Raw genomic sequence first — 12,449 nt, 5'->3', positions numbered from 1 at the left:
CCGGCTTGGATAGGCGCGGGCGTTGTCATCGCCTTCGCCATGCTGTTGCCTGCACAGGCGCTGGCGGCGGAAGAACGTGGCCTGCCCGGCGCCTCGATGTCGCTGTGGTGGGCGTTGCCTTTCGCCGGCCTGCTGCTGTCGATCGCCACCGGTCCGCTGCTCTTCCATCATGTCTGGGAGCACCACTGCGGCAAGATCGCGGCCCTTTGGGCGGCGCTGGTGGTCGTGCCTCTGGCATCGGCTTTCGGTGCTGCCGCCGCGAGCGAGGCGGTGCTGCATGCCCTGCTCACCGAATACATGTCCTTCATCATCCTGCTTTTCGCGTTGTTCACCATTTCGGGCGGCATTCTGGTAGCCGGCAACATTCACGGCACGCCGCTGGTCAATGCCGGGCTGCTTCTGATCGGAGCGCTGCTGGCCTCGGTCATCGGCACGACCGGAGCCTCGATGATCCTGATCCGGCCGATCATCCGCGCCAATGACGCCAGGCCGTTCAACGCCCATGTCATCGTTTTCTTCATCTTCCTGGTTTCGAACATAGGCGGATCGCTGACGCCGCTCGGCGACCCTCCGCTGTTCGTCGGCTTCCTGCGTGGCGTCGATTTCTTCTGGACCACCGCGAACCTCTGGCGCGAGACCTTTTTCGTTGGCGGCGTGGTGCTGGTGGTGTTCCTGGCGACCGACATCATCGTGCACCGGCGCGAGGCCGGCGCCCCGAAGATCAAGGATCCGACACCGGATACGAAGATACGCATCCGCGGTCTGGCCAACATCCCGCTGCTGGCCGGCGTCATCGGCGCCATCCTGCTTTCCGCCACCTGGAACCCCGGCGTGAGCTTTTCCATCCAAGGCGTCAGCCTCGAACTTCAAAACCTGGTGCGCGATGCCCTCATCCTGGCGCTGGCCTTCGTTTCGCTAGCGGTTTCACGCAAGCAATACCGCGAGGCGAACGGCTTCAATTGGGAGCCGATATCGGAAGTGGCGAAACTGTTTGCCGGCATTTTCATCTGCATCGTGCCGGTCGTCGCCATCCTCAGGGCCGGTCACGACGGCGCGCTGGCGCCGCTGGTCGCGCTGGTCACCTCGTCCTCGGGCGAGCCCATCGACCTCGCCTATTTCTGGCTGACCGGGGCACTGTCGTCCTTCCTCGACAATGCCCCCACCTATCTGGTGTTCTTCGAACTCGCCGGCGGTGACCCGCGGCACCTGATGGGTGATCTTGCCTCGACATTGGCGGCGATCTCGGCGGGTGCCGTGTTCATGGGCGCCAACACCTATATCGGCAATGCCCCCAACTTCATGGTCTATGCCATCGCCAGGCAGCGCGGCGTCGGCATGCCCAGCTTCTTCGGCTACATGCTGTGGTCGGGGCTGGTGCTGATCCCGACATTCTTGATCGCCGGTTTTCTGTTTTTCGGCTGATCAGCCCACGCCGACATAGCGCCTGACAGCCGACGGGTCGGCGCGCAGGTCCTCGACATCGGCCGTCTCGCGGTTGCGACCGTTCTCGATAAAGCAAACCCGGTCGGCGACGGACAGCACCGCATCGACCCGCTGTTCGACCAGGATGGTCGAGACGCCCATGCCGCGCAGCTTCGACACCGTCTCGCGAATTTTTGCGATCATCGACGGCATCAGCCCCTCGGTCGGTTCGTCGAGCAAAAGCACCTGGGGTTCCAGGCAGAGCGCGCGCGCCATGGCCAACATCTGCTGCTCGCCGCCGGACAAGGTGCCCGAACGCTGCCTGAGCCGCTGGCGCAGCAGCGGGAAAAGGTCGAGGACGTTTTCCCGCACCGCCTTCCCCTTGCCTCGGGCCATCAGCCCGATCTCGATGTTTTCCGCCACCGTCATCTCGGCGAACAGCCGCCTGCCTTGCGGCACATAGGCGACACCGGCCTTCGGCACCTCATGCGCCGGCAGCCCGGTCAATTCCTGGCCGCCGAGCCTGATCGAACCGGCGCTGGGCGGGACAAGGCCCATGATAGCCTTCAGCATCGTCGTCTTGCCGGCGCCGTTGCGGCCGAACAGGCACAGCACCTCGCCCCTGTTCAGCACCAGGTCGAGGCCGTAGAGCACCTGGACCTCGCCATAGAAACAGTCCAGTCCCGAGATGGTGAGCGCTTCGGAGTTTGCCGCGGTCACGGGGCCGTCCCCAGATAGGCTTCCTGCACCGCCGCGTTTTCGCGGATCGCCTCGGGTGTGCCTTCGGCCAGGATCTTGCCGGCGTTGAAGACCGTGATGCGGTCGGCCAGCTGCATGACGACGGGCATGTTGTGCTCGATCAGGAGCACCGTGGCGCTGTTGGCGATGTCGCGCACAAGTGCGATGAAATTGTCGATCTCGCTGTCGGCCAGCCCCTGCGTCGGCTCGTCGAGGATCAGCAGGCGCGGTTTCAGCGCCAGGCCCATCGCCACCTCCAGCAGCCGCTGGTGGCCATAGGACAACTGCCCGGCCGGCATATGGGCGCGGTCGGCCAGGCCGGTGCGTTCGAGCGCCGACATGACGCCTGCCTTGATCGCGCCCTTCGAAAGGCCATCGCTCAGCGTGAGCTGCACCGGCAGCGCGACATTGTCGTAGACCCTGAGGTTGGCGAAGACGCTGGTGATCTGGAAGGTGTAGGCGATGCCCCGCCGCACCCTGGCGTAGGCCGGCAGGCCGGTAATGTCGGTGCCGTCGAAGATGATCGCCCCCGAAGACGGCTGGATGCGGCCGCTGATCAGGCTGACGAATGTCGTCTTGCCGGCCCCATTGGGCCCGATGACGGCGCGGATCTCGCCCGGCACCAAGGTGAAATCGACACTGTCGACCGCGCGCAGGCCGCCGAAATTGCGCGATAGGCCTTTCGTCGTCAGAAGAGGTGTCATGGCAGCCACCCGAGCCAGCGCTGGCGGATGGTGCCCAAAATGCCTTTCGGAAAAAACAGCACCAGCAGAATGAGCGCGATGCCGACGATCAGCAGATAGGCCGAGGTGTAGCCGCTGGTGATGTCGATGACATAATACATGAACAGCGTCCCGAGCAGCGGCCCGAGCGTGGTGGCCGCGCCGCCGAGCAGCACCCAGAGCAGCGGCAGGATCGAGTACTGCACCGAAGCGAAACTCGAGCCGACATAGCCGAACAGCAACGCGTAGGCAGCGCCCGAAGCAGCGCAGATCGTGCCGGAGACAAGCACGGCGACGAGCTTGTTGGAGAACGTATCATAGCCGAGCATCTTCGTCCGCTCCTCGTTCTCGCGGATGGCGACCAGCACGCGGCCATATCTGGAGCGGACGGTCGCCAGCGTGACGAACAGCACGAGTGAGAACAATACCAGTGCAACCATATAGCGGACAGTCGGGTTGGTGAGGTCGAATGATGTCGCGCCAAGGGACAGAAAACGCGCCGGCTGCGGCACCACCATGCCCTGATCGCCGCCGGTCCATGCCGCGAAGTAGAGGATAACCAGGTAAAACACTTGGGCGAACATCATGGTGACGATCATGAAGGCGACGCCCGTGGTGCGCAGCGCCAGGAAGCCGATCACCAGCGAAAGAACGACACCACAGCCGAGACCTGCGGCGAATGCCGCCGGCACGCTCCAGCCGAGATGGATGACCGTAAGGCCGGCGCCGTAGAGCCCGGCGGCAAAGAACATGGCGTGGCCGAGGCTGAGCAGGCCGACATAGCCGAACAGCATGTTGTAACCCATGGCGAAGACCGCCAGCACCAAGATACGGGCAAGCAGGCCGTGATAATAGTCCGGCAGCAGGAAGTTCAGCGCGAAGAGCAGCGCGATGACGCCGATATGCAGGCCATAGGCTTTTGCCGGCGAAGCTTCGCTCATCGCGCGGCCGTTCCGAACAGGCCTTGTGGCCGGAATACCAGCACCATGGCGACCAGCAATGTGGCTATGATTTTGGCCAGGGTCGGCGAGAAGAACATCGAGATGATGCCATCGGAAAGGCCGATCAGGACGGCGGCGACGACGGAGCCGCGCAGCGAGCCGAGACCGCCGATGATGACCACGATGAACGACAGCAGCAGCGGGTCCTGTCCCATCAGATAATGCGCCTGGCTGATCGGCACGATAAGCACCGCGGCGAGGGCCGCCAGCATGGCGCCAAGCGCGAAGACGCCGCCATAGACGCGGCCGACAGGAATGCCGAAGGCCTGCGCCGTCTCGCTGTCATACTGTGTGGCGCGCATCACGAGGCCGATCTTGGTCCGCGTCAGCACCAGCCATGTCGCGATCAGCAGGAGCGCCGATGCGGCGATGATCGAGAGCTTGTAGCCGGAATAGCCGAACCACGGCAAAAGGATGCGGTAGCTGAAGGGCGGCTCTACGGGCCGCGCCTCTGGACCATAGAAGGTCAGGGCCAGCTGCTGGATGATGTAGAGCATGCCGATGGTGGCCACGATGGTGGCTTCCGGATTGTAGTTGAGCCGGCGCAGCACTAGCCGCTCGGCAATCAACGCAATGGCGCCGACGATCAGTGGCGCAATCACCAATGCCGCCAGGAAGCCGAGCGCCGGATGGCCGCCGATTGCGGTGGTGATCGCCCAGGCGAGCACGGCGCCGAGCATGAAGAACTCGCCATGGGCGACATTGACGACGCGCATGACACCGAACACCAGCGACAGGCCAAGCGCCGTCAGCGCCAGCACGGCCGAGGTGACCAGGCCTTCGAGGGCGGCGAGGAGGAGGTGGGGACCGAAGTGCATCGGCTATGCACCGGCGGATGCGCGAAGCACCCCCCTCTGGCCTGCCGGCCATCTCCCCCTCAAGGGGGAAGATTGGCAGTTTCTGCGATGGCGGCCATTTACCGGCTTAGGCATTTGGCGAAAGCGGCGGGGACAGCCAATCTCCCCCCTTGAGGGGGAGATGTCCGGCAGGACAGAGGGGGGTGGCTTGGCGCTCACGTTTGCTGGAGGAGCTAGGCCTAGAGCGCCTGCTTCGTATAATCCCCCTCGGCCTCGTAAAGCCCGTCCTCGATCTTGGTCTTGTGCACGACCTTGAGCTTGCCGCCTTCGACCTTGGAGATGTTCTGGATGCCGAAACACTGGTGGATCTTGCCGTTGAAGGTTTTTGCGCCCTGCGGGTGCTCGGGGCCTTCGGCGAAGGCGGTCAGCGCCTCGGTCGCCTCGACCAGCTTGGCGCGGTCTTCCGGGCCCTTGTAGCCGGCATCCTCCATCGCTTTCTTGACGACATAGAGCGTCTCCCAGCACCCGAACATGTGGGCGGCGGTGGAGACGTCCTTGGGATCGCCGACGGCCGCACCATTGTCGTCGATGCCGACGGCGGCGCGATAGGCTTTCTGCGCCTCGGAATCATCGGGCTGCGCATAGCGCGGAGAGCCTTCCCAGAAATGGCTGCCGTCGAGGAATTCCAGCCCGGGGCTGTTGATGTCGACGGCCTCCAGCGAATCGATGAAGCCGAACAGCTGCGGCCGGTTGGAGCCGTAGAACTCGCCGAGCTCCTTGACGAAGGTGAGCACGGCCGGACCGACCATGACGTGGTAGATCACCTCGGTCTCGGCCGGGATCTGCGGAAAATATTTGGTGAAGGACGATTCCGTCGGCGGGATGGCGATCTGGGCGATGACGTCGGCGCCCTGCGCCTTCAGTGCCGGCGGCAGGTAATCGCGGTGGTCGTAGCCGAAGGCGAAATCGGGGAAGATCTGCGTCACCTTCTTGCCGGCATTGGCCGCGATCCAAGGCGCCATCGATTGGATCTGGCTCTTCACATCGGTAATGCCGGGCTGGAAGACGTAGCGGTTGAGCTTGGTCGAGGCGACGTGATGGCCCTCGCTGACGACGAAGTAGGGCATCTTGGCTTCGCCGGCGGCGGGTGCCGAGCCGATAACGACGTGCGAAAACAGCGTGCCGAAGACGATGTCGGTCTTGTGCTGAGTGGCGAACTTGCCGACAACCTCGGCGCCGCGGCCCGGATCGGTGCCGTCATCCTCGATGATAACCTCGACCTGGCGGCCATTGATGCCGCCGGCGGCGTTGATCGCCTTGACCGCCGCGGCGGTAGTCTTCTCGTACCAGCGGCCATAGGCGGCGCCGATGCCGGTGCGGTGCGACTGGAAGCCGATCTTGATCGGCGCCGAGCTCTGCGCCTGGGAATAGCGGACGAAGCCTGGCGCCACGGCAAGGCCAGCGCCGGCAGCCAGTCCTTTCAGCGCGGTGCGGCGGGTGAAACCGGTCTTGGAGAGATCGAAAAACCCATTCTTGTCAGTCACGGCAGTTCCCCTGTCTTTTGAGTTTTGACCAATGGCTGGAACGTAGCATGCCCATCTTTGCAGATGGGCAAAATTGCATGTGTACAAACTAAATCACCAAAGTCCGGACACGGCAATGCCGGTTCCCTAGGGGAATCCCGATTTATTTTCCAGCGCAACCGGCTCAGCCGACCGTCGGGGTTGCAAGCAGCCAGAGACCGAAGACGGTGTAGGCGATCATAAGCAAGGTAAGCGGGAACTGGCTGAGCATGGCGCGGGCGGGCTGCGGGTGCATCCGCCAGGCAAAGCCGTGGGCGACGAGGACGGCCAGCACGTGTCCAAGAACGATGGCCCCGGCCTGGACATTCCACAGCCACCAGGCTGAGTCCGCGCCGGCAGCGATACCGGCTTCGATCTGCATGTCGGCGGTGCCAAACAGGTTCCAGCCTAGCGCGAACGGGTCGGACAGGGAGGCAAGCGCATATTGGCCGTCGACCAGCAATGCCGTCAGATAGTGGGCCACATGATAGGCAAGCGCGATCGGCACGATCGACCAGACCAGCAGCCCCGCGGCTTGGCCGAATGATCGATCGCTGCCGGCAAGCCGCTGGCCGAGCCAGACGGCGAAAAGGAACACCGCTGCCAGCAGTACGAAAGCCAGGACCAGTCCCAAGCTGCCGCTGCCGATCACCGCTGTGCGGCCGGGGAATTCGAGCGGATTGATGCCGAACAGGCCGAGCCAGAAGAAGGTTTTCGACAGGCCGTCGAAGGACACTGACGACAGGGCCAGCAGCAAGAACGCGATGCCGCTGGGTGGCAACGGCTCGGCGGCTGAAAGCTTGGCGCCCGGCCAGCACAGGCCAAGCCGGCCGGTTTTGTTACGCTCGACGATTGCGAAACGCACCACCATCGAGAAGAAGATCGTCAGGAACTCGCCGCTGCGACTCCATTGCCGATGTCCGAACACCAGCATGGCGAGGAAAGAGAACAGCCAGTAGAGACCGGCGGCCCAGGCCAGCCGCGCCGGATCGTCGGGCGCCGGATCGATGAGTTCGAACCAGGCAAAGGCGAAAAACAATATCACTACCGGCCAGCAGCCAAGCCAGCGGGGAAAGCGCCATGCACCCTCGTCGCCTCTGCTAAACAGGCATGAGATGACCTGCCATGGCCCATACCACGGGTTGAGCCAAGACCAGAGATCGCCGAACACGCCTTGCAGCGGCGTGATGCCGGCCCACAGCAAGGTCCAGATCATCAGCGGCAGCGGGTTGGACAGCGGGTCGCGGCTGCCGAAAACGCCGGCGGCGAGTAGAATTGCAAAGCCGGCAAAGGAGATCAGGCTGATGACGGGACGGGCGCTGTCGCCGAGGGTGAGCAGCGGCAGGCGGCGGCGCCAGAAACGCTGAAGCCTTTCCGCCGGCAACAGCGCCAGCACCAGAAAACTGATTGCCACGGCAAAAGCGCCTCCGATCAGATAATAGCCGGTCGGCAGAAGCAGGACATGGCCACGGGCGGAGGCATGGGCGAAGGACGGGGTGGGGAGGAGGGCGAGGACTGCTACGAGAACCAGCATCAGACGCTGACGCTCTACGGCGGGCGCCAAGGAACTCATGCTATCCAAGATTGCCATCTTGGCTGGCCCTGCCCACCACTCACACCTTGACCAGTTGCTCCACGCGATCCTTTTCCCCAAAAATGCGCAGATACCGCTCGATCTCCTTGAGATCGCCGGTCGCCTTGGCCGGATTGTCGGAGAGCTTGACCGCTGGCCGGCCGTTGGCCTCGGTGACCTTGCAGACCAGCGATATGGCGTCGAGGCTGTCGGTTGCCGTAGGCGCGCAGCCCTCGAAATCATTGGTCAGGTTCGTGCCCCAGCCGAAGGACATGCGCACCTTGCCCTTGAAGTGGCGGTAGGTTTCCTCGATGGTCTCGACCTCGAGCCCGTCGGAGAAGATCAGCAGCTTCTGCTTGGGGTCCTTGCCCTTCTCGCGCCACCAGGACAGGATCTTCTCGCCGCCCTCGATCGGCGGCGCGCTGTCGGGGCGGAAGCCGGTCCAGTCGGCCACCCAGTCCGGCGCGTCGCGTAGGAACGAGGCGGTGCCGAAAGCGTCGGGCAGCACGATCAGCAAATTGCCGCCATAGTAGCGCTGCCAGTCCTGCAGTACCTTGTAGGGAGCCTGCTTCAATTCCTTTTCCGAATTGGCCAGCGCCCCAAACACCATCGGCAGTTCATGCGCGTTGGTGCCCAGCGCTTCGAGATCGTTGTCCATGGCCAGAAGCACGTTGGAGGTGCCGGTGAAAGCCTCGCCAATGCCTTCCTTGAGCGCCTCGACGCACCAGCGCTGCCATAGGAAGGAATGGCGTCGGCGCGTGCCGAAGTCCGAAATGCGGATGCCGGGCAATGCTTTCAGCCGTTCGGTCTTGGCCCACATCTTGGACTTGGCGCGGGCATAGAGCACATCGAGTGCGAAGGGCCCGAAGGCCCGCATGGCCGCGCGTGACCGGAGTTCGTTGATGATGGCGAGCGCCGGGATCTCCCAGAGTGTGGCGTACATCCACGGGCCGCTGAAGGAGAGCTCGTATTGGCCATCGCGCTTGGAGAGTTCATAGTCAGGCAAGCGGAAGCCTTCCAGCCAGGCGAGGAATTCCGGCTCGAAAATCTGCTTGCGGCCATAGAAATTGTTGCCGCCGAGCCAGATCATCTCCTTCTTGGAGAAGCGCAAGGTACGGGCATGGTCGAGCTGCTCGCGGAGTTCGCCTTCGTCGATATCGTCGGCCAGCCGCACGGATGTGGTGCGGTTGATCAGCGAGAAGGTGGTCTCGACCTTGGGGTACATGCCCCAGATCATCTGCAGCATCAGCAGTTTGTAGAAATCCGTGTCGAGCAGGCTGCGCACGATCGGGTCGAGCTTCCAGGTGTGGTTGTAGACACGCCGCGCAATATCGGTCTTAGCCATGTTTCAACACTGCCTTCGCTGCCTGCTATCCACAACCGCGACAGGCCTCATAGCATCGAATTGACCAAAACGCTGCCCGGTTTCAGGCTGGCCCGACAAAAAGAAAACCCTGCGCATCCCTGCTGGCAATCAACGGCGACACGCCGCTATCAACTCCCAGGTTTGCCGCCGATGACCCTGAGTGCCGGGCGCTTACGGCGGCTGACGAGGCGGCCCGCCACTGGAGCATCGGCGCGGCCGTCATCCTGCGCCTTCTCGGCAAACAGCCAGTCGATGAACACTTGCACGATAGGCGTCGCACGCATTTCATTGCGGCAGACGATGTAGAAATCGTCGACCGCCGGCACCGACAGGCTGAACGGCGCGACCAGCATGCCCCGGGCCAGCAGCGCGCTTGCCGTCACCGAATCGCCGAGCGCCACGCCATGGCCATGAACCGCGGCCTCGGCCGCCATTCGCGCGTCGCCGAGATGATGGCGGCGGCCGCGCTCGAGATCCAGGGCGTCCGCGGCGGCCAGCCAGGTGTGCCACTCTCGGCCGTCGTCGCCGTGCAGGAAGACATGGTCGGCCAGATCCCTGACGCCGCGGATCGGCCGGTTGTTGATCAGGGTCGGGCTGACCACGGGAAACAGTTCGAGGCCCGACCATTTGCGCATCCAGCAATCGGTCCAGCTGCCGTCGCCATAGTGCACGCAGACATCGATGTGCGCCGCGCGAATATCCCTGGCATCGTTGGACGGGACAAGTGTCAGCTGGATATCGGGATATTGCGCGGTGAAGCTGCCCAGCCGAGGCGTCATCCACAACAACAGCAATGCCGGCACGCAGGAGACCGACAGCGCGCCGCTGCTCGCCGGCCGTGTCAGCCGCTGGGTGGCGGCGGCGATGCCTTCGAATGCGGCCGATACCGCCGGCACAAGTTCGGCGCCATGCGGCGTCAGCTTGATCCGCTGGCCGACACGCTCGAACAGCTTGACGCCTAGCGATTGCTCGAGCGCCTTGATCTGGTGGCTGATGGCGCCATGGGTGACATTCAGCTCACTCGCGGCCTTGGTCAACGAGCCATGGCGTGCCGTTGCCTCGAAGGCGCGCAACGGGTTCAGGGGCGGCAGGCGGTTGGCCATCGGCATCCGGGTTAATTGTGAGGTTTTCTCACAGCGAATACCCTAACAATATCATTTGATTTTTCAATGCGGCTGCCGGACACTTTGGCCCGGACCAGCATCAAGACGTGAAATCAGCAGGTAGCCAGCGGGGCAGCGAACCGGCCGGATGAAGGCCGGTTCGGCAGATGTCGCTGGAATTGCACTGCATCAGCCCGGGAGAAATGGGATGGGTTACGATCGCGGCAAGCTCGATGCGTTGCGTCGCAAATATGGCGAGAGCCATGGCGGCGAGATGTTCGACCCGAAATTCCGCAAGGTCGCGGACAAGATCTTTTCCAAGAGCGGCACGCGGCTGGCGCCCTATTCCGGCATCCCGACCTTCCTTGCCGCGCCCTATCGTGAAATCACAGCCGAGAACCCGGATTTCGGCGACCTGCAGGTGGCGATGATCGGCGTGCCGATGGATCTCGGCGTCACCAACCGGCCGGGCTCGCGTTTCGGGCCGAGGGCACTGCGCGCCATCGAGCGGATCGGCCCTTACAATCACGTGCTGGAATGCGCCCCCACGCATGAACTCCGGGTCGCCGATATCGGCGACACACCGTTCCGCAGCCGTTACCGGCTGGAGATCAGCCATGAAGATATCGAGCTGCGCACCAACCAGATCGTCGATGCCGGCGTCATTCCACTGTCGGTTGGCGGCGATCATTCGATCAGCCATCCAATCCTGAAGGCCGTTGGCAAGAAGGCTCCTGTCGGCCTGATCCACATCGACGCCCATTGCGACACCAGCGGCCTGTTCGACATGACCAAGTTCCACCATGGTGGCCCGTTCCGCAATGCGGTGCTCGACGGCGTGCTCGATCCGACGCGCACCATCCAGATCGGCATCCGCGGCTCGGCCGAGTATCTGTGGGAGTTCACCTATGAATCCGGCATGACCGTGATCCACGCCGAGGAGGTAACCGGTCTCGGCATCCCCGCCATCATCGAGAAGGCGCGCAAGATCGTTGGCGACGGGCCGACCTATGTCTCCTTCGATATAGACAGCGTCGATCCGGCCTTCGCGCCCGGCACCGGCACGCCGGAAGTCGGCGGACTGACGACGCGCGAAGTGCTCGAGCTGCTGCGCGGTCTCAAAGGCCTCAACATCGTCGGCGGCGACGTCGTCGAGGTGGCGCCGCAATATGACGCCACCACCAACACGGCGCATGCCGGTGCCCAGGTGCTGTTCGAGATACTCAGCCTCATGGTGTTCAGCCCGGCCATCGCCAAGCGAGCCTGAAATCCGGAAAACCAAGGCGGCCGCCGCGCTGGAGCCGGCGGCCGCCTCAAACAATCAAAAGCTTCCAGACAGGGGAATAGCAATGACAATCCATACGACACTCAGATCATCCATCGCCGCTGCTCTGATGCTCGGCACCGTTGGTCTCGGCCTCGCGACACAGGCCGCCAATGCCGACGCGCTGGCGGACATCACCAAGGCCGGCACCATCAATGTCGGCGTCTTCGCCGACTTTCCGCCCTTCTCCTCGGCCAGCGCCGACATGAGCCTCAAGGGCTACGACATGGACGTCGCGCAATACATTGCCGACACGCTCAAGGTGAAGCTCAACCTCATTGCCGTCACCGGCCAGAATCGCATTCCCTATCTCAACGACCATCGCGTCGACCTGCTGATGAGCGTCGGCTATTCGAAGGAACGTGAGCAGGTCATCGACTTCGCCGCCGCGTACGCGCCCTATTACATCGCGGTGATCGGCCCTGCGGCGATGGCGGTCAAAGGCAAGGAAGACCTCGCCGACAAGTCTATCGCCGTCAATCGCGGCACGCTCGAGGACACCTCGTTGACCGAGGCCGCGCCCGCGTCGGCCGACATCAAGCGTTTCGACAACTACAATTCGGTGATCCAGGCTTTCATTTCCGGCCAGACCCAGCTGATGGTAGTCGGCAACGATGTCGGCGCGCAGGTGCTGGCACGCCAGGAAGCGCTGAAGCCGGAGCAGAAGTTCCAGCTTCTGACCTCGCCCTCGCATATCGGTCTCAACAAGAACGAGGATACTCTAAAGAAGGCGGTCAACGACGCCATCGCCAAGATGCTGGCCGACGGCAAGCTGGACGAAAGCTCGAAAGCCTGGCTGAAGACGCCGCTCAATCCCGACAACCTCAAGGACTGAGTTTCC

The 12,449-nt window shown here is 63.3% G+C and carries 11 protein-coding genes; 3 read left to right on the top strand and 8 right to left on the bottom strand.

Annotated elements, in window-relative coordinates; genetic code table 11:
• Nucleotides 1-39 precede the first annotated feature (39 nt).
• On the top strand, nucleotides 40-1,422 hold the full coding sequence (locus NKJ26_RS07505) for a sodium:proton antiporter (RefSeq protein ID WP_352694901.1): 1,383 nt from the start codon (nucleotides 40-42) through the stop codon (nucleotides 1,420-1,422).
• Here the strand turns inward: NKJ26_RS07505 and NKJ26_RS07500 are convergent, their stop codons facing one another.
• From NKJ26_RS07500 to gcvA, 8 genes are all read right to left on the bottom strand, one after another.
• Entirely contained in the window at nucleotides 1,423-2,142 is a 720-nt protein-coding gene (locus NKJ26_RS07500; protein WP_352694773.1) for an ABC transporter ATP-binding protein, read from the bottom strand.
• Nucleotides 2,139-2,864, bottom strand: coding sequence for an ABC transporter ATP-binding protein (locus NKJ26_RS07495; protein WP_352694772.1), 726 nt, complete (start codon nucleotides 2,862-2,864; stop codon nucleotides 2,139-2,141). The genes NKJ26_RS07500 and NKJ26_RS07495 overlap by 4 nt, the downstream gene beginning before the upstream one ends.
• Nucleotides 2,861-3,823 (bottom strand): branched-chain amino acid ABC transporter permease, encoded by a 963-nt coding sequence (locus NKJ26_RS07490; protein ID WP_352694771.1) that lies wholly within the window; start codon nucleotides 3,821-3,823, stop codon nucleotides 2,861-2,863. The genes NKJ26_RS07495 and NKJ26_RS07490 overlap by 4 nt, the downstream gene beginning before the upstream one ends.
• The gene (locus NKJ26_RS07485; protein ID WP_352694770.1) at nucleotides 3,820-4,701 is read right to left on the bottom strand and encodes a branched-chain amino acid ABC transporter permease; all 882 of its coding nucleotides are present in this window, start codon (nucleotides 4,699-4,701) and stop codon (nucleotides 3,820-3,822) included. The genes NKJ26_RS07490 and NKJ26_RS07485 overlap by 4 nt, the downstream gene beginning before the upstream one ends.
• Nucleotides 4,702-4,919: 218 nt before the next feature.
• The gene (locus tag NKJ26_RS07480; RefSeq protein ID WP_352602791.1) at nucleotides 4,920-6,224 is read right to left on the bottom strand and encodes an ABC transporter substrate-binding protein; all 1,305 of its coding nucleotides are present in this window, start codon (nucleotides 6,222-6,224) and stop codon (nucleotides 4,920-4,922) included.
• 163 nt (nucleotides 6,225-6,387) lie between these two features.
• A complete protein-coding gene (locus NKJ26_RS07475; protein ID WP_352694769.1) occupies nucleotides 6,388-7,776 on the bottom strand; it encodes a hypothetical protein in 1,389 nt (462 codons plus the stop codon).
• A 79-nt stretch (nucleotides 7,777-7,855) separates the two neighbouring features.
• Nucleotides 7,856-9,160, bottom strand: a complete 1,305-nt coding sequence (pncB, locus tag NKJ26_RS07470) for a nicotinate phosphoribosyltransferase (protein WP_027028286.1) — start codon at nucleotides 9,158-9,160, stop codon at nucleotides 7,856-7,858.
• A 149-nt stretch (nucleotides 9,161-9,309) separates the two neighbouring features.
• Entirely contained in the window at nucleotides 9,310-10,284 is a 975-nt protein-coding gene (gene gcvA, locus NKJ26_RS07465; RefSeq protein ID WP_352694768.1) for a transcriptional regulator GcvA, read from the bottom strand.
• A gap of 208 nt (nucleotides 10,285-10,492) precedes the next feature.
• On the opposite strand from gcvA, the gene speB reads away from it, so the two are divergent.
• Nucleotides 10,493-11,551, top strand: coding sequence for an agmatinase (gene speB, locus NKJ26_RS07460; RefSeq protein ID WP_352602783.1), 1,059 nt, complete (start codon nucleotides 10,493-10,495; stop codon nucleotides 11,549-11,551).
• A gap of 82 nt (nucleotides 11,552-11,633) precedes the next feature.
• A complete protein-coding gene (locus NKJ26_RS07455) occupies nucleotides 11,634-12,443 on the top strand; it encodes a transporter substrate-binding domain-containing protein (RefSeq protein ID WP_352694767.1) in 810 nt (269 codons plus the stop codon).
• The last annotated feature ends 6 nt before the right edge of the window (nucleotides 12,444-12,449 follow it).

The organism is Mesorhizobium sp. M0152, assembly GCF_040322415.1.
Taxonomy (GTDB): Bacteria; Pseudomonadota; Alphaproteobacteria; order Rhizobiales; family Rhizobiaceae; genus Mesorhizobium.
This window is presented reverse-complemented; position numbering and strand designations above follow the sequence as displayed.